Source organism: Paenibacillus larvae subsp. larvae (genome assembly GCF_002003265.1).
Classification (GTDB): domain Bacteria; phylum Bacillota; class Bacilli; order Paenibacillales; family NBRC-103111; genus Paenibacillus_H; species Paenibacillus_H larvae.
The window spans coordinates 997,258-1,022,481 of the sequence record NZ_CP019687.1; the positions used below are offsets into that span (position 1 = coordinate 997,258).

Below are 25,224 nucleotides of genomic sequence, written 5' to 3' on the forward strand. Positions count from 1 at the left end.
GGAGTTTTTCATTTAGCCCTTGAATAGCTGCTAAAGCTACACCCTGCATATCTACGCTTGAAATATGTTTATTATCATCTCTATTTAGTCCGAAGGCGGTTTTGAAATCCTGTGCAGTGCTCTACTTTTGCCGTGGACACCAACCCCAGCAGCGTTTGTTTGATTTGTGTTTTGTCCAAGAACACCTGATATTATATCGGTTCTGATGTACTGCCTATTAATCATCATGATTATTTTGAATACCCCCATTTTATTAAGTAAATTGAAGAAATTATTCCACACTTTTCATAAACTGTCCAATCAACGTCTCGATATATCGATTACGCTCAGTTTTGTTATCAACAAATCGATCCCGTCATCAAAAATAATGCACCATGGCAGTCTGCAAAATAGCGATCATAAGATCGTACGATGCTATCCGGACACGCTGAACAAGATGGACATGTCTTATTCTGTTTCAGACCGTTATAATAATTTCCTGCGTCCGTTCGCTTTATGCCTGCTTGATTACCCCGATATCACGAAAAGTTGATTAGGCTGTTTCAAGTGCTTACTGCTAAAGCTAATTGTGATAGACGGAGAACCTGCCGAGATAAAAAACTCCAGTGGACTTCGGTAGATACCAACCGTCCGCTTCCGGCGCAGCAGTCGTCAACTGGCAGCTTTTCTCGTTCAAACATCATTGCTTAAAGAGAAAGGGAGAATAGGTTTGGTAAAAGCAGTTGACAATTTCGAAGTTATATGCGGCGCACGCGAGAAAAGCGAGGCAAGGGAATAGGTAAAACCCTTGTTTGACAAGGGTTTCAGGAATTTTAGGAGGGGGTAAAAACACTTCGCATAATACGGTATTATACAAGCCGGAAGGAGGTGAGTCTAGACCTCCAAAATGCCGGCAAACCCTTATACATCAAGGGATTCTGACATTTGCGAAATGCCCCCAACCAACTGCAAATATCCCGGTTTTTCGTGAAGGTTATACGAAACCGTATATCCAATTGTTATACGAACTCCTCCTACTTCGTATATCCGTTTTGGTTCGCATAACTCCATAGGGAGGATATATGCGAAATGCAAAACCAAGATCACTTCATCATGAATGTCAATTGGAACGATGCTTTCCTGCTTTTTCTTCAAGACTGCAAGCTCGAAACTTAAGCAAGGAGAGCATTCGGCGCTACCGCAACAGTCTGGAAAAGCTCCACCAGTACCTGACCATTCAAAAACTGCAATGGCCGATCTGAACCCTGCTCTCCTTACACATCACATAATACCGAGTATACGTATCCCCTCCATGGGCCAGAGCTTTGAAATGAATAAACCAAGACGAAACACCCCATCTATTATTCATTTCATTATCAGTAAAAATCGGACCCTTTAGAGGAGCGCAACAACTATATAAGTTGAACTTAAGTTTTAGAAAAGAATGGTAAGGAAATGTACACCTGCTTGTCGAATAAGATAAGGAAACCCATTCAGACAGGCAGGTATTAAGATGAATAATCAATTCGCATTAAACGAAGTGACACAAGCCATGAAACAAGCAAAGAAACGGCGCATGTATGAACGTTATCAAGCCTTGTATTTGCACCTGAAGGGAAAGTCAGTTAAAGAGATTGCCGAGACCCTGAACCGAAGCGCAGAAACAGTGAAAAACTACATCCAAGCGTATGAAACCGGTGGATTAGCGGCTCTGCAAATGAAGTATTCTCCCGGTGCACCAGCCCGGTTATCGGCAGAACAACAGGAAAAGCTGAAGCAAACCATCATCCATTCGCTCCCGCATGAGGTCGGCTTCACGGCACGGCATAACTGGACGCTTAAAATCATTGCCGCTTTTATTGAACGCGAGTTCGGTCATCGCTACTCCCTGCGAGGCGTCTCTAAAATAATGCATCCCCAAGGACTGAGTTACACCAAACCCACGTATACGTTGGCAGCAGCGGATCCAGAGAAGCAACGTCAGTTTTCTGAGCACACCTTTCCCGAATTAAAAAAAGACTCTTGAACGATGAAATCGATCACTTGCTGTTTGAAGATGAATCCATGATTCGGGACTACCAGGCTATTCAGAAAACATGGTTTCTTCGCGGAAAACAGCATGTGATTCGAACCACGGGCAAGCATCGGGGCGTGAAACTGCTGGCTACGGTGGACTATGCAACAGGTCAGATCGTTTGGCAAGAAGACGAGCAATACACCGCCGAGACGTTTTTGAATTTTCTTCAAAAAGTGATCTCAAAGTATCCTGACGGTAAAATCGTCATGGTGTTAGATAACGCACGTATTCATCATGCGAAGCTGTTGCATCCGTTTCTGGAAGAAATGAACGGAAGACTTGAGCTGGTTTTTCTGCCGCCTTACAGTCCGCAACTCAATATCGTCGAAGGGCTCTGGAAATGGCTGAAATCCGATGTGATTAACAACGTGTTCTTTCACACCGTTACCGAAATCTGCAAGAACGTCGGACAGTTTATGGACGAAATAATGAAAAGCCCCGATTCAATTATTGATCGTCTCTGTATCAGGTTTTGATCCTGATTTCTTTAGTTCAACTTATATAGATTCTATCCTGTGAAAAAAAGAAAAGTAGTTTTTTTAATCAACATAAATAAAAAGCAAAACCCAAGAATGCTGTTATATCAACGTTCTTGGGTTTTTAATTTAGGTGAAATGTTAACTATATCGGACTTTCTAGCCAGTCCCCTTTATCACTTTATTTTTCAGTTTACGGCGCTTGGGAGTTTTGCAAATAGATATTTGCAAGAAGACACAACAACAGTACTAGAACTGGCTAATCTTTTCGGCATGTTTTTCACTAATTTCCGCTACTGCCCCTTTAGAACTGATAATTTTGTTTGGTCGCAAGTCCATGTGAACATCAGCCGTCTCTGCTTGTTAATCATATCCGACTAGTTAAATCCTTCTATCTAAGAATGCCCTCTAGTAGATAGCAAGACATCTCTATTGATATACAAAATATTGGAGTTGAAGGAAAAAGTATGCAAAATATAAAAGAGGTGAGACGAGTGCGCTGGTATAAATCTAGCGACTAATGTTGAAAATAGTCCAAACAAATATTACAGAAATTTGCGCTGTCTTCGTATTTCCTGTATACCAGTTTCCCATTACACCTTGGTCCGTCACATGATGTAATGTCATCTTGCGATAAATTGATGCCGCAAGTTAAACAGATATATTGATCTTCATTAAGATTTACAAATGTTTCCTGATCGCATTCAGGACACTCCATCAACGGACTTTCTCCGCCATCTATGATTTGGCTGTAAACATCAATAAAATTATCAATATATCGAGTTGTGAAACGTTCAATTTGCTCATCACAGAAATGACAAAACGCATCGGTCTCATCAACAAATTCAACTGTTTCATTATAGCAAGCCGGGCATTGGAGTACTCTCTGCGCCTTACTTACTTTATCCTCGATCAATTGAAGCCTACTTTTAACATATTCATCAAACTCATTTAGATACTCGATTATTTCTGACAGTCTCTCATTATCAGAAGTAATGTATCCTGGCTCAATCATCTCTGTTTTAATAAACGGAATCAGATATGAAAAAAGCCTAACAATCTTGGACTTCAGTACATCTAAATTGACCACTAAGTGATAATGCTCTATTTTGTTGCGTTCTTTACGTAACCAATTGATGTCATCTAACAATTGCTTTTCAAACTCAATTTCACATATATTTTGGAGTCGTTGAATCAAAGTAGCATGATTAACACTAACAAAATCTCCAGATCGTAGTCTATCCTTGTCAGCAGTCTCGATCTTCTGGAATATTAAAGACCAATGTTCCTGAAACAGTATCTCTTTCAATAAGAGCTGAATACCAGCATGCAAATTAATTATCGAATATTTAAGGTCTTCGTCTGATTTTTCGACTGTCTCGACTGACTTAGCAATAAAATCAAGTCCGTTTTCGACCATCTGTAGAGAAATATCTTTTGACAACTTTAGTTTCTCCTCTTTCATGGACTGAAAAGAACTACATTGTAATTTCACAGAAAGTACGAAACCCTGATATTTATGAACCTTTTGAATTGACTACCGCTATCTCTAATGTTAACAGTGAAATGACAAAAGAAAAAGTACCTATCCCGTAGTGCCGACCGGTAAGAAGTCATGTTAACAGAATAGGTGCGTATTTTTCAAAATGGTTCAATATGGTCCCAAAAACCTTTCTCCGTTGAAGTGGATCAAATGGGACGGTGCATCAGCAACCCAAACTTTAGTTTCCCATGCAATAACCCCTAAATATCGAGCCATTACTGAACGGTTTGGGAATGCTGTGACGTAAACTATTCCGACTGAAGAATTTTGGAACAGCCGCGCTAACTCCTCATGCCGTTTACCATCGACCGGTCCATGACTTGTTACCGATTCTATGAGCAGAAGCCAGTTCCTATCTGGATAATAAATCACAACATCAGGCATTTTTCCATGTGAGTCAACAGTGACTCCCAACTTCGCTAATAATCCTTCATCAAAGTAGCCAAGCTTTTCGCCAGTATCTCCTGCATAGATTAAGATACCACCTGGAGCATAACGGGGAGCAAATTCTTCAATGATCGCCTTTATCAATTCACTGTGTTCACCTGGACTAATGTGAATCTTTTTGCCGGGAGCAATTTGAACAGGTAATCTAGCTTGTTCCCGTTCCTTTGCATACCGTTCAACCAAAGTGTGTCTAGTTGAAAGATAGAATGTTAAGGAAGTATCCCAGTCGGGTGTGCCATATTTCTTTATTAGCTGCAAAGTTTCAGGTTCTATCTGATAAACGGCTTTCGGGCTATTAACAGGTCTATCTGGTTTATCAGGATTATATAAAGCAATTCCGGCATCAACGAACTGATGCATTGTTTGTCTCCTAAAAGTCTCTCGAGTATTTGGAGCATAGTCCTTTCCGTAGTGAGCTCTACTAAAATCCATCATAGGCGTTATTCCGATTAAAGGGTTTTGAGCTTCAACCCAGGTTTTATCAGGAGTTAAATTCAATAGTGCCAAAAGACAAAGAGCAGAACGTTCATTGAGCTGCGCTTTTGGCAAACCGAGAGCTTTTATTATTTCTATAGCGGGGTATCGCCAACCAAATGACATAAAACCCACGCTAAGGAATTGGATGCAATAAAAACCTCGATTCCCTGTACGCTAATGGAAATCGAGGTTTACATTTCTCAAGGCTTGTTGTTTTTATTCCTTTGTAACTGAAGTATCAAAGTTGTGCAAGAAGCAAACCATTTGTCTGGCCAACTTTATAGGCGTAGTCTTGATCTTTAGAATCTACCTTGATTTTTTGAAGGTACATTTGGAAATCCTGAATCTTTCCCTCCAAAATCTCGACAACATCGTCGATCGTTGTGTTTTCCTTGGGAACATTCATCGATTATTCTCCTCTCTTGCCCCATCCGATTAAGCACCAAACGCTTTTTCAATGGCGTGTTCTAATTCTGCCGCAGATGGTTTGGCGTATCTCCTGGTCATATTGATATCCGCATGGCCAGCCAATTCAGCTACCGTTGCAATATCTACTCCAGCTCCGACTAACTCTCGGCAGTACGTATGCCGTAGCTGGTGGGGATGGACCCCGAACTTTTCAAGTACACGTTGCACGGATCGGACTGAGATTCGACGACGATAATTAGACAGGAATAATGCTGATTGGTCATCGGTCCGAGATTCCAGATACAGAGACAGTTGCAGTCGAGCTTCAACCGGTAGTGGAACTGTCCGCTCTATGTTTCCTTTCCCATTTCGGACGGTCACCGATCCACTACGCTGTCCGATTACTATGTCTTCTCGATCCAGTGCTACCATTTCTGACACACGTAGGCCACTATAAACGAAGAGATAGACAATTGCGATATCTCGTTGGTTGCGTGTCCGTTCAACCTCACGAAGTATCCGATTGCGTTCATTACGATCTAACGATTTCGGCGCGACGTGCCGTGATTTCCTCGCCTCCGGTCGGCGAATGTTCTTTAGGATTTCTGCGACATTAAGATAGCGTGCCAGAACGGAAAGGGCGGCAAACTTGTTTTCAATGGTGGCAGCACTGTTCCGGTTTTTCTCTAAATGCTGAATATACTGTTGAACATCAATTCGTGTCATTGGTCAAAATTTCCACCATTATACTTTAACCAGTTTGCAAACTCTCGTATAATGCGGGTATAGGTTTGAACTGTCCCAGAACTACTTCCCTCAGAATTCAGATACTCGTTAAAACCTTCAATGACTTTTGCGTCACTTTTTTCAACCATTAGCCAACCCACTTTTCTTCGTTTTTGCTATTCATTATATCTAAAAGTGTCGCAAAAGACATCTTTTACGCAACATTTTCATTGCACCAATCTTTATTAAAATCGTATTGAAGTAAAGGGTGTGAAACCATGTCAAGAAAACGGGCCAGAGAATTACTTACGTCAGAACAACGATTAGAATTCTTATCTATTCCAGACCAAATTAGCGAGTACGAACTAGGTAGTCACTACACTTTGTCTCCTCATGATATAAAAATCATTAAACTTCACCGGAGGGACCATAACAAACTGGGCTTTGCTTTACAACTCTGTGTACTCCGTTTCCCAGGCTGTACCTTATCTGACGTTCACCATATACCAAATAGGGTTGTAGACTATATTGCAAATCAATTAAACATCGATGCGAAAGAAATTAATCGGTATGCGGAACGTGAACAGACAAAGCATGAACACCTCGATGAAATTAGGCAGGAATATGGATTTCGCAATTTTACTATTCGTGATTACCGCTCAGTATCCCAAACTCTATTACAACATGCCCTTGAAAACGGCAATGCGATATATTTGATCCGCACTGTGATTGATGAACTACGGAGGCAGAAAATTATATTGCCGGCGATGTCCGTGGTAGAACGTATAGTATGGGAGACCAGGCGGAGAGCTGAAGAAAAAATCTTTAAACTGCTTGCATCCAGTTTAAATGCAGAGCAAGTCAATAAATTAGACCATACGTTGACTGTGGTGCCGAAAAGTAGTAGGACCTATCTAGCATGGCTTCGAGAGATCCCTGGCAGCATTTCTCCTGATTCCTTTCTCAAAGTTATTGAAAAGCTTGAGTATATTCGATCATTACAATTACAGATCGATACAAAAGGTATCCATCCGAACCGCCTGCGCCAACTTTCTAAAATTGGTGCACGCTATGAACCACACTCTTTTCGTCGGTTTAATGATCAGAAAAAATACGCAATTCTTGTTGCTTATTTGCTGGAACTGCTTCAGGATTTGACAGATCGGGCATTTGAAATCCATGATCGCCAGATCATGTCTCTTCTCTCTAAAGGTAGGAAAGCTCAGGAAGAAATGCAGAAACAAAACGGTAAGTCAATTAACGAGAAAGTTGTTCACTTTGCCGATCTTGGGGCAGCTCTCATCAAAGCGCGAAACGAAGGTATTGATCCTTTTGTGGCATTGGAGGCTGTCATGCCGTGGAAGCAACTTGTCGAATCCGTTGAGGAAGCAAAACAATTGGCGCGGCCGATCGACTTCGATTATCTTGACTTACTGGAAAAGAAGTTTTATTCACTTCGAAAATATACACCCAAGCTGTTGAAAGTATTTGAATTTCGTTCTACTAAGTCGGCAGAATCTTTGCTCGAAGCAATTGAGATTATAAGAGACATGAACGAAACAGGAAAACGGAAAGTACCCGAAGGTGCTCCGCTGGATTTTGTGGCCAATCGCTGGCAAAAACATGTTTATGATGATGACGGCACCATTAACCGACACTATTATGAAATGGCCATTATAACGGAATTACGGAATTACGTGCGCTCCGGAGACGTATCGATTGTCGGAAGCCGTCAGCATAAAGACTTTGACGAATATCTTGTCTCTAAAGAGGAATGGAACCAGACACAGCTCAACGCCACTCGGCTTGCAGTGGGTTGGTCAGCGAAGGAATATCTGGAAGAACGAACGGAATCTTTGCTGAATCGGTTGAAATGGGTTTCAGAGAACGTCGATGATTTGGAAGGTGTCAGTGTAGAAGACGGCAAATTACACATAAATCGACTGGGGAAAGATGTTCCGGATGAAGCTCGGAATTTCAGTCTCTCTCTATACGAGCTGCTGCCACGTATTAAGCTGACTGATTACTCATGGAAGTTGCCAACTGGACTGGTTTTCACGAACAATTTATACACGCTTCTAGTAACCGTGGTCCCTAATGCAGAGGAAACCATAATTCTAATGGCAACACTTATGGCATTGGGAACGAATATTGGTTTGACAAAAATGGCTGAGGCTACACCAGGTATTTCATATCGCCAGATGGCCAACGCTGCTCAGTGGCGACTATATGAAGATGCCATGAACAAGGCACAGGCTGTACTGGTGAACTTTCACCATAAACTGGCGCTGTCGTCGTATTGGGGAACAGGCACCACGTCCTCATCAGATGGAATGCGCGTGCAGATCGGCGTTGCGTCGCTTCATGCTGACGCTAATCCGCATTATGGTACCGGCAAAGGCGCGACCATATACCGATTCGTAAGCGATCAGTTTTCCAGTTTTTACACAAAGGTCATCAATACCAATGCAAGGGATGCTGTTCACGTTATTGATGGGCTACTTCATCATGAAACCGATCTTACGATCGAAGAGCATTATACCGATACGGCCGGTTATACTGATCAGGTTTTTGGATTGACACATCTTCTTGGTTTCCGTTTTGCTCCGCGGCTACGGGACCTTTCTGATTCCAAGCTGTATACCATCGGGAAGCCTAGCGATTTTCCGAAACTGGAGAAGTTGCTGCGCGGTCAAATCAATACAAAGATCGTTAAGGAGAATTACGATGATGTATTACGGCTCGCGCACTCCATCCGGGAAGGAACGGTTTCGGCTTCGCTGATTATGGGGAAACTTGGCTCTTATGCACGGCAAAACCGTTTGGCAACAGCACTCCGCGAAATGGGGCGAATTGAAAAAACCATTTTTATCCTGGACTATATTTCAAGCGAAACGTTGCGGCGGAAAATTCACCGGGGATTAAACAAAGGCGAAGCAACAAACGCCTTGGCCAGAGCAATCTTCTTTGGCAAGCATGGGGAATTACGTGAACGTGCATTACAGGACCAACTCCAAAGAGCCAGTGCGTTAAACATTCTAATCAATACGATTAGTGTCTGGAATACTGTTTATTTGGGAAAAGCGACGGAATACATAAAAGAGAAAAGTGTTCTGCAAGAGAATCTGCTGCACCACATTTCTCCTCTTGGATGGGAGCATATCAATTTTCTTGGTGAATACCTTCCAAACTAAAAATTTGACTGTCCCAAATGCGTTACGACCACTCCGTATCCAAGACACAAAGCCGGTAATTCCTTAACGTAGGAAAAACCGGCTTTTTTCGCCTGCGAAATCTCTTAGCGTGGGTTTTATGTCATTTGGTTGGCGATACCCCATAGCCTGCTTGATATTAGGATGAGTGCTGTTAGTCATTACTTATAACTTCCTCCAATTTCTGATCAATCCCTTCTTGGCCTATTGTATTAGAATTGGACATCACCCATCTACCAAGAAGTTCTAATTTTTCCTTACTCGGATATTTCATGGTTCGTAGATCAGTGGCGTTCACCTGAGTATGACCGTTAAAAACCCTAAAGTACTTATCGACTGCCGATGAATTCAAGTATGCGAATAATCCATAAGCCATTTCCGCTGAAATACCTTGCTTGTTGTAGTGGAAAACATTCAGACCGTTTTCGAAGCCAACTACCGGATAATCTATATAATGTGGATTTAATACCCCAGCAACAACTCTACGCTTCTCCTCTTTAGATGAGAACCGTTTAACAACTGTATAATAACCATTTGGATATAACCATTTCTCCATTGCCTCATCACGAACTACTGCATTAGGTTTTTTCATGACTTTCGGATATTCCACAGCAGCTCCGACGAAATGGTTAGGATAGAACAAAGGTACTGTATCTTCTTCCGGCATCTCGCGTAGATGGCCTTTTACCCGGAAATCAACAACTGGTCCGGTTGAAACCGCTACTCCAATATCCTCGAGCGAATAACATACCGAAGGATACTTTTCAATGAAATCCTCCTCTGTGGAAGTCGGAATATGAATAAATATCTCTTTATCTTGTGGCTGGACGATCTTCTCGAATGGATAACTATTCAATACATAGTCCTTAAAGCTGTCATCCTGCGATGTTGAGATCGTCACTTCACCCTGAATTCCCCCACGCTCCAACTTAATGATCACGTTTTCTTGCAGCACCTCATCATCCTTAAATGCCTTATCCCTGGAATCAAAAAGGTGCATGTGCTTGATAGCTGTTTTATCTAAGATTAATTGCCGGAATGGACGAAAATATGGTCCATTGCAGAAACTTCTAGGAATGATTGCAACAATTTCCCCACCATCGTCCATCAACTCAATTGTTAGTCCGAGGAATGCAGAATATAAATTAACAGTCTCAATGCCAACGGAACGAATCAATTTACGATGGCGAGATGAACTGGCTATTTTCTTGTAAGGTGGATTAAGTATTGCATGAGTAAAACGAATCTTTTTTTCAGCCAATAAGCTGTCCTCATTGAGCAAATGATTGGTTGCCCATTCGATAAAGTCATCTGGTACTACTCCCCTTTTCAAGTTAAGCTTGTCCTCAAATAAAGACAGTGTAGACTGAAGTCGTTCTCGTAAAACTTCATCAATCTCCACCACAGTAACTTCCGCGCAATTGCTTGTCTTTTCGGCTACAATACGTTCCAAGACAGCACTTGTTAGTGCACCGATACCAGCTCCAGCGTCTAAAATCTTAGGCTCATATAATTTACTTTTATCGAAAAACGAAGCCATATATTTAGCGACACTCGATGGTGTTAAAAATTGTCCAAGTTCGGATTTACGCTTCAACAAAGGATTGACCGCTAATCGTTCTTTATCTAAAGTTTCAAGTAATTGAGACACTACATTCACCTCTTACTGCGTTGTTAAACCATTATAACATGCTTTATCAAACTCTGTTATCATACAACCAGACAGTACAGGCCCGATAGTTCCTTTGTATTTTTCGTAGTCTGTATCTATAATAATCGTAGAGGCTCAATAATTAAAAGGGAATGAAGAATGATAACATGAAAATATCCGAAATACAAGAACATGTAAATGAGTTAAGTATTAAACATGGATTCGACGAATCCACCATTGAGCAAAGAGCACTTTTTCTTGTTACCGAAGTTGGAGAAATGGTCAGAAAACTGTTGCATGTTTCCTACCATCCAGATCATGAAAATATTAAAGAGATTAAAGATCACCTTGGACTTGAGATGTACGATATCGTCTGGAACATCTGTGAACTCGCAAATAAACTCGATATAGATTCTAGAAAAATCATTTTCAAAAAAGATGGAGATCAATCAAACCCGAACGTGGTAGATACCTTATTATTAATAAATCAAACAATGGAGATGAGAAAGTGAGGGTGGGCTATGAACTGTTCGAGGTAAAGCGAATGTTATGAAAGTCGACAAGTCGGGTTACCCCAAGGCAGCGAAGCATTATTGACTTTTCCAATTAATAGTAGCGATTGTGCAAATAAGCGTTTATAATTATCATAATCCGAAAGCATCGGTCAAAGTAACCCCGGGAGGGTTTTCCCCAGGGTTACTTTGTTTTTAGCTAAGGAGATTCACTTCCCCAGAAGTAAAAGGTTGGCTACATCAAATTGAAGCATCAACATTTTGTACGCTTATTTGAAACGGCCTCCCATACAGTACCTGCTGATCGGCATCAAACAAATTCCGGTAAACCACCTGTCCGCGAGTGGATGAAGCATCGACAAAATTGCCGTTTCCGGCATAGATGCCAACATGGGTAATGTCCATAAATCGACTATTGCTGGCTTAGCTCCAAAAGACCAAGTCGCCGGGAGCCAAATCTTCAAAACGGATTGTCCACCCGTTATCGACGCAGCGTCTGGCTTTTTCGACCGCCGTCCGCGTCAACTGAATGCTCAACTGCCGATACACCCACTGGATAAGGTAACTGCAATCTGTATAGCGGTTTTGCCCGGCCAAAACTTGACTGTATGGATCGCCCAAGCGCGTCAACGTCAAGCGGACAGCTTCACCGCCCCATTCCCCTTCCGGCAGATCGTGATAAACTATTTCAAGCTGCTCAGGCGTCAAACCAACATTCGTATCTTTACCGAGAAGTGCGAACCATAAGCGGACGGAACTCCGCCGACAACATTTCATGCATGATCTCTCTTTGTTCGATTGTAAAGTCATAGATGTCGGCCTGTTGCTCGGCAGTGTGACTGGCAACTGTAATGTGCAATACCTACTCATACCAGGTAATCGTTTCCTCACTCGTGCTCCCATCCTCATGCTCCACCGTAATCGTTTCCACGTAAGAGTCCAGTTGATTCATGTCCCAAAAGACAGAGCGAATCACATCCACCCGCGTGGCGTCCAGTGTAGCTACGTCCATGCCATTTTCACTGTCCATTACGGTACGAACCGCAAAGACTGCAATGATGTCCATCCAATTATCGATGCGAGTATTATCGGCGCTGCCGAGGTATTGGGTTTCCAGACGATTGGCTACACCTGCATCCCGACGTATATGGGGTCTGCTCACGAAACGGAAAAAATAGCACGCTAAGGATTATTAATTGAGTGTAATTAGCTCGGGCATTGCTACTTCAGTTAAAAAGGAATCAAAATTACAAGCCCTGAGTAAAACAAAAAAACCCGTTTTCCGTTAGCGTACAGGAAGAGGTTTTAATTACGTTCAGGCCTTAGCGTTAGTTTTATGTCATTTGGTTAGCGGTCCCCCGTAATGGTCTAAATTTACCACGTTCTACTTGACTGTTCTGTTGCCAAGTGTAGTCACCTGTTAAATTGATGTGTTCCCAACCAAGTGGCGAAAGATGTTGTAATAGATTGTCATCAATCAACTCACCACGTTCCCTCAACGCCCGTATGGCTCGCTCTAGATAGACTGTATTCCATAGTACGATGGCTGCTACTACCAGATTGAGGCCAGAAGCGCGATAGCGTTGATTCTCAAAGCTACGGTCACGTAGTTCTCCCAGTCGGTTGAAGAATACGGCGCGAGCCAGTGCATTTTTCGCTTCTCCCTTGTTCAACCCGATCTGAACCCGACGGCGTAGTTCAACATTTTGCATCCAATCCAGCGTAAACAGTGTGCGCTCGATACGCCCTAATTCCCGAAGTGCCACAGCTAGCCCATTCTGACGAGGATAACTACTTAACTTTCTCAGCATGAGGGAAGCGGAAACGGTGCCTTGTTTTATCGATGCCGCTAAGCGAAGGACTTCGTTCCACTCCTTTCGGATATGTTTCACATTGATGCTGTCTCCGATCAAACTCGCCAGAGTTGGGTATGCCTTTGGATTACCTGGTACATAAAGCTTCTTGTCCTTGAGATCGCGTATACGTGGTGCAAAGCGAAAACCAAGTAAGTGCATAAGCGCGAATACATGATCCGTGAATCCTGCCGTATCAGTATAATGTTCTTCGATGCGCAAATCGGACTCGTGATAAAGTAAGCCGTCCAATACATGGGTAGCGTCTCGCACCGTTGCATTGATAACTTTGATATGGAATGGCGCGTACTGGTCAGAGATGTGAGTATAGAATTGAACTCCTGGCTCCTGACCGTACTTTAGGTTGACTTGGCCTGCGAATCGCCCGCGACCACCGGCTTTAAAGTTCTGCCCGTCAGACGATGATGTCGTACCGTCCCCCCAGTACGCAGCAAATGGATGGCGAGACTGTTCGTTGACCAATGCAGCCAGTGCGCGAGAGTATGTTTCATCACGGATAAACCAGGCCTGTAGCCACGTCAGCCTGGAATAGGTTGTTCCCGGACAGGACTCAGCCATCTTACTTAATCCTAGATTGATGGCATCAGCCAAGATCACCGTCAGGAGAAGATTCTGATCTTCAACCGTTGCTCCGCTCTTGAGATGTGTGAAGTGGTGGGAGAATCCAGTCCAATTGTCAACCTCCAGCAACAATTCTGTGATCTTCAAATGGGGTAACATGCTGTAAACTTGTTGAGTAAGTCTCTTAACTTTATCTGGTACGGCATTGTCCAACTGCAAAATCTTTAATCGGCCGGTGTCGGTGATCATCGCGTCTGGCAATTGATTTACTGCAGCAAGTCGTTCTACTGTCTTGAATTCGTTCTCAAGTATAGCGAGGCGCGATTCAAGGAACCGCTCACAATCGCTTTCAATGGCCAATCCGAGTTGTCGATTATCGCGTTGTGTCACAAAATGGGCGGAAGGTAACAGATAATCCTCAAAGTCCTTAAACTGACGCGACCCCTGCACCCAGATATCTCCGGAGCGCAAGGAGTTTTTCAGTTCCGTGAAAACGCACAGCTCGTAGAAATGACGATCTAGACCGTCCGATGTATGTACAAAGCCTTCCCAACGTTTCCGGACAAATGATGTGGGCGCATCATCCGGAACCTTACGTGCCTGCCGGCGATTCATCTCTTTTAACAATTCGGCACCAGCTAGCAACTCACGAGCAGTAGGTGCAGCTTTCATATTCAGTTCTTCAAATAAGATCGGCGTGTAGCGTCGGAGTTGACGGTACCCATCGTTAACAAGGGCCAAGTAGTCAAAAGTCTCTGGTTGTGCCAGTTTCTCGGCTTCACTGATACTCTCCAAAAACGCCTCCCATGGGATAATCGCCTCGATGGCGGCGAATGGATCCTGGCCTGATTGCTTGGCTTCAAGAAGAGCTCGTCCAATTCGTGAGTATAGACGCACTTTATCATTGATGGATTTCCCTGATTTCTGAAAGCAATCGGCATGATCTCGCTTTGCCTTGCTAAATAGCGAACCCATGAAACGGTCATGAAGATCGATTACCTCGTCAATGAGCGTGGCTTGCGTATCGAGGAGGACTGCTACCAGGGTCGCGTAGCGACGATTCGGCTCTAAGTCTCTCAGGTGCTGAGTTGTCATCTGCCCGCCTTCTCGGGCCAGTTTTGATAAGCGATTTTGGTGTACAGCGTTCTCTAGTCCGACTGGTAGGTTCAGTTCACGAACTGTCTTGAGCCGTTCCAAATGAGATAATATATGCTTGGGCCTAGGTGAGCCAGGTGGTTGACTCAACCAGATTAAGCCGCTACCTTTGGTCCCTTCGCGGACCATCAGAAGAGCATCCAGTGCACGCCGATGGATGTCCATCAGTAACCTGGTAAGAGCCTCATAAAATTGACGGGTGTCCAGCGTCAGAGCCTAGCTGCATACACGTTCGATGACATCAATCGTTGGCAAGATGATACTTTGCTGCCTAAGCAATTCAATGAAAGCCTCGGCCAAGACTATACCTCGATCAGTTTGTTGGGCAAGCTCTGCGAGTCGGCGAACGGTGCGCCGAAAGTGGGAAAGGGAGAAAACTGTAAGTCCCATCCATGTTTGCAATTCGACGAAATGCTCGCGCCTGGTCTGCTGTCGTTGTGCATACCGAGGCCATATATGCGAATCGAGTTCCAACTGCCCACTCACAAACGCGAGCAGCGATTCGGGCGGTTCGGCATCAGGTGGCAAAGCAAATCCAGGATATCGTAGGTAACACATCTGGATTGCAAAGCCAAGGCGATTATGAGCACCACGTCGCTGTAGGATAAACGAGAGGTCTGTTTCGGAGAAAGTGTAGTACCGGACGAGGTCATCATGAGCGGTAGGGAAGGCCAACAGAGAAGCTCGCTCGGGCGGAGTCAGTAAACTACGACGTGGCATGGTCAATCATCCGTTCTTCTAAGATATCGGTACAGCGTCTCGCGGCTAATGCCATACTCTCGCGCCAAAGCCGCTTTCGTTTCTCCAGCTTGAACTTTTCGCCTTATCTCAGCGATTGTTTCACGAGAGAGTGCCCGTTTCCTTCCGCGGTATGCGCCCCGTTGTTTGGCCAGTAAGATGCCCTCCCGTTGTCGTTCGCGAATCAATGCCCGCTCGAATTCTGCAAAGGCTCCCATAATGGATAGCATCAGTGTAGCCATAGGGGAATCTTCACCGGTGAAGGTGAGATTTTCTTTGATGAATTCAACACGAACCCCACGCTCAGTTAGCGATTGAACCAATTTCCTTAGATCATCGAGATTACGTGCTAGGCGGTCCATGCTATGTACCACAACGGTATCGCCTTCACGGGCATGCCTCAGAATGACACCATACTCATTGGAAATTGAAAGATACAGGGGAGCTTAGGTATTATTTTTTCCGTTTCGCGAGCAGCCCCCTACTGATGATAGGTTCCTGACTTTTGGACTTGTTTATAATTTGTATGAGATTGAAATTGCTTTAAATAGCAAAAGAATAACTACGAGCAAGCAAGTAGTTATGGGAGCCAAGACTCTATTAAATTTCATATGTCAAATATGTCCAAAGACTAGCGGCATACAGAATTAGAAGTTGAATCTTTTGATAAGCCGTGCCTTAGTATGGCACGAATGGTTCAATCAGGCGGAAACTATAAGAGTGGTTTTCCTATTTTAATTCAATCCAATTTTTCATTAAAAGGTTAACTTTCCTGAACGAATATCATTAGTCATCCCATTATACGGAGCCTGAGATATAACTTTTTCATTATTGACTCCCTCATTTTTGTAAAAAGTGATGTCAGCAAACTCGGGGACAACATACTTAGGATAAGTCTCATATCTTAAGCGGGATTCTTCCATTAAGGTGATGAAGTCATTTTGGTAACAAACCGTTATTTCTGGATGTTCATGAACCCATTTAGGAAAGAAAATAACTCCATGCATTCGATTATCATTAGGCATAAAATTGAGTGAAACATCAGTACCTGTCGGTTCAGTCCATGAAACTTTAAAAACTCCATCCACGATTTTAACAATATCTGCTTTTTGGTCGCGAACCCAGCGTCCTCCTACCATTCCACTATGGATTCGATAATCGACTGTATCTTCATTTTTAATATAAAATTCATATTCCCAACCATTTCTATAAGTGTAAATGAAGTGACTTCCTAAAAATTCATTTAGATCTTTCATCAAAATTCGCTCCTTAATTATTATTAAATATTAAACATGTAATATGTTACATGTTATAGTTTTGAGTATAATTTTGTTTTATAATAATGTCAAGATCTAGTAAACGGAGGTTATATGGTGAGTCGCCGAATTTTAAAACACGCTATTTTAGGGTTAGTAAGCAGAGAAGATATGAGCGGATATGATATTACATCTGAATTTAAAAAAGCCATTGGACAGTTTTGGAGTGCAAAGCACAGCCAGATCTATGTTGAATTAAAAAACTTATTAAATGACGATTTAATCACGCAGTATATAGAGATGTCTGGGGCCAAACTTGAGAAAAAGATGTACAAACTTACTGAAAAAGGAAAGATGGAGCTAGAGAAATGGCTGCTTGACATGGATAACAGTGTAGAAACTGAAAAGGATGTTTTTGCTTTAAAGGTTTACTTTTTGAAGGATATCCCAGAAAAGGGTGTGTTATTCAAAAACCAATTAAAAATAAAGAAGGATAAGTTACTTTATCTTAAAGAACAGTTCAATTTACTATTTGGAGCAGAGAAAAATCCAAGGGATCTGAATACGGAAGAATTAGGCCATTATTTGGTTTTGACAAAAGCTATTTACCGTGAAGAGGCTTATATTTGCTGGCTAAATAAAAGTCTGGATTTAATAAATATCCATCGAGATAGCTCTAACTATACGAGTAAAAGGGGTGTTCTCAAAGCTTAACTATACTTATCATCAGAACTAAATTACTCTGCTCACATTGCGCTAATGCCGATCACGAACCGACCGTACTTCGGAAGCATTATACGCAATCTGGCCGCCGAAATAACCTTAATCTCAGGAATGATGTGATGTTTGGCATAGAAGTGTAACTGTCTCGCACTCTTGAGCAGCGCTTCATAACTTTTAAATCTGGAAATTTAATAAATTCTAGTAATTTTTTAACTCAAATAGCAATGCCTTAGCTTACGCTCAATTAATAATCCTTAGCGTGCTATTTTTTCCGTTTCGTGAGCAGACCCCTATTAGTCGTCATGTTTGGGCTGAATGTGTGGAAGAGGCGGACCACCTTCGCCATACAGAAGAAAACAAACGGATTTACGCAGAGCGAAAAGAAACCATAGAGCGAGTTTTTGCTGATTTAAAGGAGAAGCATGGTATGCGGTGGACGACCTTACGAGGACTTAAAAGGGTCACCATGCAGGCAATGCTTGTTTTTTCTGCCATGAACCTCAAAAGAATGGCGACCTGGCTCTGGAAGAGAGGTCGCCCATCTGATAAATTCAATTTTGTATTTGAAATAGGGATAACAAACATAAAGAACTCCCGCTACTGTAGTATTTCGCGGGACTTTGTCTTCAATCTGATATCAATAGAGTGTACTCTATTGATACATGTGTAGTAGACTGATAAAATCATATTTAAGAGCGTCTCATAAGACTTGTCTCAAAAATGGGGTGATATTTTGCGAAAAATCGGTTATATACGTGTCAGTTCGACTAGCCAGAATCCTTCAAGACAATATCAGCAACTGAACGAAATTGGAATGGATATTATATATGAAGAAAAAGTATCCGGTGCAACAAAGGGTCGCGAACAACTTCAAAAAATGTTAGAGGATTTACAGGAAGGTTTATGTTACAGACTTAACTAGGATTACTCGTAGTACACAGGATTTATTTGAGTTAATCGATGACATACGGAGTAAAAAAGTAGGTTTAAAATCTCTAAAAAATACATGGCTTGATTTATCAGAAGATAATCCATACAGCTAATTCTTAATTACGGTGATGGCTAGTGTTAACCAATTAGAGCGAGATCTTATTCGTATGCGTCAACGTGAAGGGATTGAGCTAGCTAAGAAAGAAGGAAAGTTTAATGGCCGGTTAAAGAAATATCATAAAAATCACGCAGGAATGAATTATGCAGTAAAGCTATATAAAGAAGGAGGTATGACTGTAAATCAAATTTGTGAAATTACAAATGTATCTAGAGCTTCATTATACAGAAAGCTATCGGAAGGGAACAAATAATCATCCCTTATTCCATTAAGAATAAGGGTTCCTTAAAAATGCTATACTTAATGTAATTTAAATTAAGGAGGTCATTCTAATGATTTTACATCTAAGTAAATTTGACACTGATACTAATTTTTTGGTGATTGATAAATAACTGATAGAGGGGTATTAAATGCATACTATCAACGAGGATTTAGTTAGAAAATTTATAAATAAACAATTCCCGGAATGGTCAAAATTAGAAATCAGACCCGTTAAAAATAGCGGAAATGACAATAGAACGTTTCATTTAGGCAACCATATGAGTGTAAGGTTACCAAGTGCTGAATGTTATGTTTCTCAAGTGGAGAAAGAGCAAAATGGCTACCAAAATTATCAAAAGAACTTTCTTTACCTATTTCAACACCTATAGCAAAAGGGAACCCTAGTGAGGAATACCCATTCCCATGGTCTGTCAACAAGTGGTTAGAGGGAGAGACATTGACTCTAGAAAATATTAATGATCCTAACCAATTTGCAAGAGACTTGGGAGCATTTTTAATTGAATTCCAATCTATTGATGCTAGTGGTGGTCCTTTAGCAGGGCAACATAATTTTTATAGGGGCGGAGATATTGCCGTTTACGATCAAGAGTCCAGAGATGCAATTGAACAAAATGAAGATACATTAAACGCTCCATTATTGAACGAAATTTGGGAACTTGCATTAGATTCAAAATGGGCAGAAAATCCAGTTTGGGTTCATGGCGATATAGCACCTGGTAATATTCTAGTTAAAAATGGGGAGCTTTGTGCCATTATTGATTTCGGAATTTTAGGCGTAGGGGACCCTTCTTGTGACGCTGCCATGGCATGGACTTTTTTTGATGATAATAGTAGAAAGATATTTAAAGCTGCATTAAATATGGATCAAGAAACTTGGAACAGAGCAAGAGGATGGACTTTATGGAAGGCTTTAATTACTTACAATTGGAATAAACATTCTAACAAAGCGAACGCAGAAGAATCATATAAAATTATTAATACAATAGAAGGCGATTACGAATTAGAAAAAACACTTAAATAAAAGATGGACAGTTACAGGAGTCCATTTTTCTTGAATCTATAAACAGTTAAAGAGCAGGATAGTCTAATTAACCGTCCAATAATACTTCTTTGGGAGGTGTAAAATGATCTATTTAGAAACATCAAGATTGCAATTACGTGACTGGGAAGAAACCGATTTAGAGCCATTTAGTCGGCTAAATGCGGATGAAAAGGTTATGAGGTATTTTCCTAAAACCTTATCAATCGAAGAAACAAATGTGTTCTATAAATCAATTATATCCGAGTTTAAAGAATGTGGGTTTGGGTTGTATGCAGTGGAAGCAAAGGAAAATAAAGAGTTTATAGGGTTTATAGGGTTTATAGGATTTCATAGGGCAACATTTGAGGCTGATTTTACACCGTGTATAGAAATTGGATGGCGACTGAAAAAAGAGGCTTGGGGAAAGGGATATGCAACCGAGGGGGCGACAGCCTGTTTACATTATGGATTTAAAGAATTGGGTTTTAGTGATATTTATAGTTTTACAGCCGATGTTAATCAGCCTTCGAAAAACGTAATGATAAAAATTGGTATGAATTTCATTAAAACTTTCAATCACCCGAAAGTTAAGAAAGATAGCCCATTAAAAAAACACGTTCTATTTCATATAAATCAAAAATAATTCTGCTAAAGGGAAACCTTAGTTTAAGAAAGTTATTCTGTCGTAGTTCGAACATGCTGTTCAATAAATTTAAACCTTTTATTTCTTAATCGGGCGCTTTAATGAAGTAATGAAAAAGCCTAATTTCTCTATTAATTTACGGAGAAGTTGGGCTTTTTAGTATTGGAATTTCCTTATCGTTGTAAATCCGCATTTTCCTGACGGTACCCCAACATAGAAATAAGGCCTCATGCCATTTTTCCAGTGACCAAGAGTTCAGTTCTTTTAAATCCGCATGGATATTGTTTTGAACTACTACTGCGAACCTCAAAGCGAAGCCAGGAAATAGGAAAAACCCTTGCTGCACAAGGGTTTAAGCATTTTTTCAGGGTCAAAAAACACTTCGCATAATTACGGTATTATACGAAGCGATTAGTTATCTGTGGGATTATCCGGCAAAACCGTTTTGGCTATCGCCCCATCCAACTCTTCATAATCGAAGTAGCGGATTGTATCGTATAACTCTTTTCGGCTTTGCATGTCGCCCAGCGAACCGGACTGTCTCCCCTTTTGACTGATCTCTTCAAACACTCTTTTATATGCTTTGGCAGCAACTCTCAATGAGGTAACCGGGTAGATAACCATTCGAAACCCCCAGCTTTCAAATTGGTCTGCCGTGTAGTACGGGGTCCTTCCGAATTCTGTCATATTCGCCAGAAGCGGACAATGTACGGAAGCGCTGAAGCTTTTGAATTCTTCTTCATCTTCAAGCGCTTCCGGAAAAATCCCATCCGATCCGGCAGCAATGTATTGCCGTGCCCTCTCAATCGCCGCATCCATCCCTTCCAAACTTCTCGCATCAGTTCGGGCGATAACAAAAAGAGTTGGACTAATCCGTTTAATCGTACGAATTTTTTGTACCATATCTTCAACAGAAACCAGTTTTTTACCGTTCAAATGGCCGCATTTTTTGGGCATCTCCTGATCCTCGATTTGCACAGCCGCTACTTTGGCCTCTACCATTTCTTTTGCGGTTCGGGCGACATTTAATACCCCGCCGAAACCTGTATCTATGTCAACCAATACCGGTAACCCTGACGGCCGAATCAGCTCTCGCGCCCGTTCGGCAACTTCATTTGAATATATCAGGCCCAAATCGGGCAAGCCCCGGCCGGCGGTGTATGCGGCTCCAGACAGATAAATGGCTTTAAAACCGGATTGTCTTGCAATGGTTGCGGCCATACCGTCATGAGTACCGGGAATTTTAACTATGGGTCCAACTGTGACAAGTTCTCTAAATTGTTCGGCTAACTGCCTTTGATCTGCTTCTTCTTCAATAAGCCACGTCATAACTACCTCCAGGATATTACTTGAATGTTGAACATCCTTATATGATGAACATACTCATGAATTGCGGAACCGGCATCTCGACCAAGCATTGATAATCCAATGTTTTCTGAAGTATCTCGGCCGTCTTTTTCCGTGGAAATCTTGTCATCAGATTTGCTTCGTATTTTTCGATAACCTTAGGCAGCCCTTCCTTACGGCGCCTGCGATGGCCAATCGGATATTCGCAGACTACCTTTTCGGTTTTCGTCCCGTCTTTGAAATGAATTTGGATTGCGTTGGCAATCGAGCGTTTCTCCGGATCCAGATAATCCTTGCTAAACTGCTCATCATGGATGACAACCATTTTCTCTCTTAAGGCATCTATTCGCGGGTCTTTTGCCGTCTCATCCTCATAATGCTCCGCGGTTAATGTACCGAACAGCAAACCGATGGCAACCATATATTGCAAACAATGATCCCGGTCTGCTGGATTGTTTAGAGGGCCTTGCTTATCAATAATCCGAATAGCCGACTGATGCGTAATTAACGAAATGGAATCAATCTTGTCAATGCGGTCTTTTACCGTTTCATGCAGCTGAAAAGCGCACTCCACTGCTGTCTGTGCATGAAATTCAGCCGGAAAGGAAATTTTGAACAATACGTTTTCCATAACATAGGAGCCAAGACGGCGTCCCAGCTTCAGTTCCTCACTTTTGTATAACACATCCTGGAATCCCCAGTTTTTCGCGGAAAGCGCCGTAGCGTACCCCATTTCACCATTTATAGCCATTAACGCCAGACGGACTGCCCGGCTGGTGGCATCGCCAGCAGCCCAGGACTTCCGTGAACCTGTATTGGGAGCATGACGGTATGTTCTAAGGCTTGCCCCATCGATCCATGCGTTGGAAAGAGCATGGATTACCTCTTCTTTCGTTCCGCCAAACATAGCGGTTGCTACCGCTGTTGATGCGATTTTCACAAAATGCACATGATCCAGGCCGACTCGGTTCAGGCTGTTTTCGAGTGCCAATACACCCTGGATTTCGTGAGCCTTGATGGCAGCTGTCAGAACATCAATCATCTTAAAGGGGGGTTGTCCCTCTGAAACTCTACCGCGGCTGATATAGTCGGCACTTGCGAGAATAGCTCCCAAATTATCTGAAGGATGCCCCCATTCTGCCGCAAGCCAGGTATCGTTATAATCCAGCCAACGAATCATACAGCCAATATTAAATGCCGCATGTACGGGATCCAGTTCGAATCTTGTTCCGGGCACCCGGGCTCCACCCGGCAAATTCGCCCCAGGCACAACCGGTCCCAGATGTTTCACGCATTCCGGAAAACGCAAGGCTAAGATTCCGGTTCCGATGGAGTCCAGCAATACGTACTGGGCAATTCGATAGGCTTCTTCGCTGTCCGGTTCAAAATCCAAAGCAAAATCCGCGATATCAACAAGCAATTGGTCGGTCTTCATACCTATCTTCCCTTCTGCACATACATTATATTGGAGGATGCAAATTTCGCGGACCTTTGTAGATAACACGGGGCCTGAACAGTCGGTTATTTTCATGCTGCTCTATGACGTGTGCACAAACGCCAATTGTCCGCGCGGCGAAAAAAACCGGAGTAAATAAATCAATCGGTATGCCAAGTAAATAATAGACAGGGGCTGCATAGTAATCCAGATTGGGAAAAAGATTTTTCTCGCGCTTCATTACTTCTTCCCCTGCTGCACACATGTTGTATAGCTCCTGCTGACGCTTCTCTTTCACCAAAACAGCCAACGCCTCTTTCATCAGCATTGCACGGGGATCTGCCTTCTTCATATAAACTCGGTGGCCGAAGCCCATAATTCGTTCCTTTCGGGATAGTTTGCTTAACATCAATGTTTCAATGTTGGCTTCCGTTCCGGCTTCAAGAAGCATGTTCATCACCGCTTCGTTCGCCCCGCCGTGTAAAGTCCCTTTCAATGAGGCAACCGCGCCGGTTAAAGCTCCATAGATATCCGAATGTGTGGAAGCAATCACTCTCGCAGCGAAGGTGGAGTTTGGCATTTCATGTTCGCTGTAAACGATCAGAGATTGGTCAAAGACTTTTTCCTCCAGCTTTGTAGGCAGTTTTCCTGTGATCATATATAAAAAATTGGCGGTGTAAGAAAGATCCTTGCGCGGTTCGAGAATAGGCTGATTCGTTACGGTCCGGTATCCGTTTGCAACGATTTGCGGAACTTTAGCTAATAACCGTACCGTTTTTCGATAGTTTGCATCCCTGGAATAGTCTTCAAGCTCATCATCATAACTGGCGATAGCAGAGATTCCTGTTCTCAAAACGTCCATTATATTTGTTTGTTGTGGAAGTAATTTCAGTATGGAGAACACTTCTTGTGGAAGGAAATATTGCGCGATCAGTTTTTTTTCCAGTAAATCACGTTGTTCTATTGTTGGAAGGGTACCCTCCAGGATTAATCCGACAACATCCAAATATGTCGTTTGTTTTGCGAGTTCGATTAAATCATAGCCGCGCAATACTATTTCCTCGTTATCTACATCGAGATAAGAGATGGTCGTCTCACTTGCAACGACATTTTCCAGTCCGGGTCGGTATTGTGGTGCTTCCATCTTCCTCCTCCTTTAACCTGGGTTTGTTTCGCTGATTTTATTGTAAGCAATATATTTCCATATGGTCTAATATCCATCTTGACTTATGTCATATGCAAAACATATGACGGACCTAATGTAAAAACCTTTTAACAACCTGGCATTTTTGGAAATTTATTAACATAAAATATATTATGTAAATATATTTATCTCTCTTGAGTACGGCGAAGCTGAAACCAGCCGAAAAGTAGCAAAACGATTATTTAGGAAACTTATTGATAACCTCGTTTTTATCGCGTACGATTCGAAATTTAGAACTTCCAGACGGCCTGTTTAAAGATGTCCCTCATAAAGTGCTGAAGAAATATCGGCAGCGTGTGTCCACAGAGGACATTCGGGAGCTGCGCCCCATCCGGCGACGATTTGGTATACACTGCTGTCGCTTTCTTCTGGCTTCATTAAACGGTTCCATTTTGGAAATAAAAAAACCATTTCAATTCTCCAGAATGC

20 protein-coding genes and 4 pseudogenes are annotated in these 25,224 nt (G+C 42.3%); 8 read left to right on the forward strand and 16 right to left on the reverse strand.

The window, feature by feature from the left end; translation table 11 throughout:
- Nucleotides 1–900: 900 nt before the first annotated feature.
- Complete coding sequence (locus BXP28_RS05225; RefSeq protein WP_077584934.1) at nucleotides 901–1,134, reverse strand: hypothetical protein; 234 nt, start codon at nucleotides 1,132–1,134, stop codon at nucleotides 901–903.
- 352 nt (nucleotides 1,135–1,486) lie between these two features.
- On the opposite strand from BXP28_RS05225, the gene BXP28_RS05230 reads away from it, so the two are divergent.
- A protein-coding gene (locus tag BXP28_RS05230) for an IS630 family transposase (RefSeq protein WP_104932572.1) occupies nucleotides 1,487–2,532 on the forward strand; the annotation gives its coding sequence in 2 pieces (ribosomal slippage) (nucleotides 1,487–1,996 and nucleotides 1,999–2,532; 1,044 coding nt in all).
- 517 nt (nucleotides 2,533–3,049) lie between these two features.
- On the opposite strand, the gene BXP28_RS05235 is transcribed toward BXP28_RS05230, so the two are convergent.
- The 5 genes from BXP28_RS05235 to BXP28_RS24975 form a co-directional block, all read right to left on the reverse strand.
- Nucleotides 3,050–3,976: a hypothetical protein gene (locus BXP28_RS05235; RefSeq protein ID WP_036654242.1), complete on the reverse strand. Its 927-nt coding sequence runs from the start codon at nucleotides 3,974–3,976 to the stop codon at nucleotides 3,050–3,052.
- A 207-nt stretch (nucleotides 3,977–4,183) separates the two neighbouring features.
- Nucleotides 4,184–5,122 carry a BsuBI/PstI family type II restriction endonuclease gene (locus tag BXP28_RS05240; RefSeq protein ID WP_023482514.1) on the reverse strand — a complete coding sequence of 313 codons (939 nt, stop codon included), beginning with the start codon at nucleotides 5,120–5,122 and terminating at the stop codon, nucleotides 4,184–4,186.
- 115 nt (nucleotides 5,123–5,237) lie between these two features.
- Complete coding sequence (locus tag BXP28_RS22480) at nucleotides 5,238–5,405, reverse strand: hypothetical protein (protein WP_155116260.1); 168 nt, start codon at nucleotides 5,403–5,405, stop codon at nucleotides 5,238–5,240.
- Between the two features lie 29 nt (nucleotides 5,406–5,434).
- Complete coding sequence (locus BXP28_RS05245) at nucleotides 5,435–6,133, reverse strand: tyrosine-type recombinase/integrase (protein WP_023482513.1); 699 nt, start codon at nucleotides 6,131–6,133, stop codon at nucleotides 5,435–5,437.
- Nucleotides 6,130–6,282: a site-specific integrase gene (locus BXP28_RS24975; protein ID WP_155116261.1), complete on the reverse strand. Its 153-nt coding sequence runs from the start codon at nucleotides 6,280–6,282 to the stop codon at nucleotides 6,130–6,132. The genes BXP28_RS05245 and BXP28_RS24975 overlap by 4 nt, the downstream gene beginning before the upstream one ends.
- Nucleotides 6,283–6,411: 129 nt before the next feature.
- On the opposite strand from BXP28_RS24975, the gene BXP28_RS05250 reads away from it, so the two are divergent.
- On the forward strand, nucleotides 6,412–9,327 hold the full coding sequence (locus BXP28_RS05250) for a Tn3 family transposase (RefSeq protein ID WP_023482512.1): 2,916 nt from the start codon (nucleotides 6,412–6,414) through the stop codon (nucleotides 9,325–9,327).
- Nucleotides 9,328–9,499: 172 nt separating this feature from the next.
- Here BXP28_RS05250 and BXP28_RS05255 read toward each other — a convergent pair whose 3' ends face one another.
- The gene (locus BXP28_RS05255; RefSeq protein ID WP_036654246.1) at nucleotides 9,500–10,996 is read right to left on the reverse strand and encodes an SAM-dependent methyltransferase; all 1,497 of its coding nucleotides are present in this window, start codon (nucleotides 10,994–10,996) and stop codon (nucleotides 9,500–9,502) included.
- A gap of 167 nt (nucleotides 10,997–11,163) precedes the next feature.
- Here BXP28_RS05255 and BXP28_RS05260 point away from each other — a divergent pair, with 167 nt between their 5' ends.
- Entirely contained in the window at nucleotides 11,164–11,508 is a 345-nt protein-coding gene (locus BXP28_RS05260) for a MazG-like family protein (RefSeq protein ID WP_051427824.1), read from the forward strand.
- 240 nt (nucleotides 11,509–11,748) lie between these two features.
- On the opposite strand, the gene BXP28_RS23555 is transcribed toward BXP28_RS05260, so the two are convergent.
- The 6 genes and pseudogenes from BXP28_RS23555 to padC form a co-directional block, all read right to left on the reverse strand.
- Entirely contained in the window at nucleotides 11,749–11,913 is a 165-nt protein-coding gene (locus BXP28_RS23555) for a hypothetical protein (protein WP_198963604.1), read from the reverse strand.
- 18 nt (nucleotides 11,914–11,931) lie between these two features.
- Nucleotides 11,932–12,285 carry a C40 family peptidase gene (locus BXP28_RS23560; RefSeq protein WP_051427825.1) on the reverse strand — a complete coding sequence of 118 codons (354 nt, stop codon included), beginning with the start codon at nucleotides 12,283–12,285 and terminating at the stop codon, nucleotides 11,932–11,934.
- An 85-nt stretch (nucleotides 12,286–12,370) separates the two neighbouring features.
- Nucleotides 12,371–12,670 carry a hypothetical protein gene (locus BXP28_RS22485; protein WP_144029599.1) on the reverse strand — a complete coding sequence of 100 codons (300 nt, stop codon included), beginning with the start codon at nucleotides 12,668–12,670 and terminating at the stop codon, nucleotides 12,371–12,373.
- Nucleotides 12,671–12,842: 172 nt separating this feature from the next.
- Nucleotides 12,843–15,818, reverse strand: a pseudogene (locus BXP28_RS05270) (Tn3 family transposase).
- Nucleotides 15,819–15,820: 2 nt separating this feature from the next.
- Nucleotides 15,821–16,198: a recombinase family protein gene (locus BXP28_RS05275; RefSeq protein ID WP_237087269.1), complete on the reverse strand. Its 378-nt coding sequence runs from the start codon at nucleotides 16,196–16,198 to the stop codon at nucleotides 15,821–15,823.
- Between the two features lie 393 nt (nucleotides 16,199–16,591).
- The gene (padC, locus tag BXP28_RS05280) at nucleotides 16,592–17,092 is read right to left on the reverse strand and encodes a phenolic acid decarboxylase (protein WP_036654254.1); all 501 of its coding nucleotides are present in this window, start codon (nucleotides 17,090–17,092) and stop codon (nucleotides 16,592–16,594) included.
- Between the two features lie 117 nt (nucleotides 17,093–17,209).
- On the opposite strand from padC, the gene BXP28_RS05285 reads away from it, so the two are divergent.
- The 5 genes and pseudogenes from BXP28_RS05285 (at nucleotide 17,210) to BXP28_RS05310 (ending at nucleotide 20,809) form a co-directional block, all read left to right on the forward strand.
- Nucleotides 17,210–17,806: a PadR family transcriptional regulator gene (locus BXP28_RS05285; RefSeq protein ID WP_077584935.1), complete on the forward strand. Its 597-nt coding sequence runs from the start codon at nucleotides 17,210–17,212 to the stop codon at nucleotides 17,804–17,806.
- Between the two features lie 301 nt (nucleotides 17,807–18,107).
- Nucleotides 18,108–18,485: pseudogene (locus BXP28_RS22490) on the forward strand (transposase); the annotation flags it as partial.
- A 63-nt stretch (nucleotides 18,486–18,548) separates the two neighbouring features.
- Nucleotides 18,549–19,116: pseudogene (locus BXP28_RS22495) on the forward strand (recombinase family protein).
- Between the two features lie 157 nt (nucleotides 19,117–19,273).
- A pseudogene (locus BXP28_RS05305) lies at nucleotides 19,274–20,166 on the forward strand (aminoglycoside phosphotransferase family protein).
- A gap of 103 nt (nucleotides 20,167–20,269) precedes the next feature.
- The gene (locus BXP28_RS05310) at nucleotides 20,270–20,809 is read left to right on the forward strand and encodes a GNAT family N-acetyltransferase (RefSeq protein WP_036654256.1); all 540 of its coding nucleotides are present in this window, start codon (nucleotides 20,270–20,272) and stop codon (nucleotides 20,807–20,809) included.
- Between the two features lie 411 nt (nucleotides 20,810–21,220).
- On the opposite strand, the gene prpB is transcribed toward BXP28_RS05310, so the two are convergent.
- From prpB to mmgD, 3 genes are read right to left on the reverse strand one after another with little or no spacing between them, the layout of a single operon-like run.
- The gene (gene prpB / locus BXP28_RS05315) at nucleotides 21,221–22,138 is read right to left on the reverse strand and encodes a methylisocitrate lyase (protein ID WP_023485343.1); all 918 of its coding nucleotides are present in this window, start codon (nucleotides 22,136–22,138) and stop codon (nucleotides 21,221–21,223) included.
- Nucleotides 22,139–22,175: 37 nt separating this feature from the next.
- On the reverse strand, nucleotides 22,176–23,591 hold the full coding sequence (locus BXP28_RS05320; protein ID WP_023485342.1) for a bifunctional 2-methylcitrate dehydratase/aconitate hydratase: 1,416 nt from the start codon (nucleotides 23,589–23,591) through the stop codon (nucleotides 22,176–22,178).
- A 25-nt stretch (nucleotides 23,592–23,616) separates the two neighbouring features.
- Nucleotides 23,617–24,735, reverse strand: a complete 1,119-nt coding sequence (gene mmgD / locus BXP28_RS05325; RefSeq protein WP_023485341.1) for a citrate synthase — start codon at nucleotides 24,733–24,735, stop codon at nucleotides 23,617–23,619.
- Nucleotides 24,736–25,224 lie beyond the last annotated feature (489 nt).

What these genes read in the sequence shown, in the direction of transcription:
- BXP28_RS05240 (WP_023482514.1), bottom strand. Translation starts at nt 5,122, where the DNA reads ATGTCATTTGGTTGGCGATACCCCGCTATAGAAATAATAAAAGCTCTC.
- BXP28_RS22480 (WP_155116260.1), bottom strand. Translation starts at nt 5,405, where the DNA reads ATGAATGTTCCCAAGGAAAACACAACGATCGACGATGTTGTCGAGATT.
- BXP28_RS05245 (WP_023482513.1), bottom strand. Translation starts at nt 6,133, where the DNA reads ATGACACGAATTGATGTTCAACAGTATATTCAGCATTTAGAGAAAAAC.
- BXP28_RS24975 (WP_155116261.1), bottom strand. Translation starts at nt 6,282, where the DNA reads ATGGTTGAAAAAAGTGACGCAAAAGTCATTGAAGGTTTTAACGAGTAT.
- BXP28_RS05250 (WP_023482512.1), top strand. Translation starts at nt 6,412, where the DNA reads ATGTCAAGAAAACGGGCCAGAGAATTACTTACGTCAGAACAACGATTA.
- BXP28_RS05260 (WP_051427824.1), top strand. Translation starts at nt 11,164, where the DNA reads ATGAAAATATCCGAAATACAAGAACATGTAAATGAGTTAAGTATTAAA.
- BXP28_RS23555 (WP_198963604.1), bottom strand. Translation starts at nt 11,913, where the DNA reads ATGGACATTACCCATGTTGGCATCTATGCCGGAAACGGCAATTTTGTC.
- BXP28_RS23560 (WP_051427825.1), bottom strand. Translation starts at nt 12,285, where the DNA reads ATGAAATGTTGTCGGCGGAGTTCCGTCCGCTTATGGTTCGCACTTCTC.
- BXP28_RS05275 (WP_237087269.1), bottom strand. Translation starts at nt 16,198, where the DNA reads ATGGACCGCCTAGCACGTAATCTCGATGATCTAAGGAAATTGGTTCAA.
- padC (WP_036654254.1), bottom strand. Translation starts at nt 17,092, where the DNA reads ATGAAAGATCTAAATGAATTTTTAGGAAGTCACTTCATTTACACTTAT.
- BXP28_RS05310 (WP_036654256.1), top strand. Translation starts at nt 20,270, where the DNA reads ATGATCTATTTAGAAACATCAAGATTGCAATTACGTGACTGGGAAGAA.
- prpB (WP_023485343.1), bottom strand. Translation starts at nt 22,138, where the DNA reads ATGACGTGGCTTATTGAAGAAGAAGCAGATCAAAGGCAGTTAGCCGAA.
- BXP28_RS05320 (WP_023485342.1), bottom strand. Translation starts at nt 23,591, where the DNA reads ATGAAGACCGACCAATTGCTTGTTGATATCGCGGATTTTGCTTTGGAT.
- mmgD (WP_023485341.1), bottom strand. Translation starts at nt 24,735, where the DNA reads ATGGAAGCACCACAATACCGACCCGGACTGGAAAATGTCGTTGCAAGT.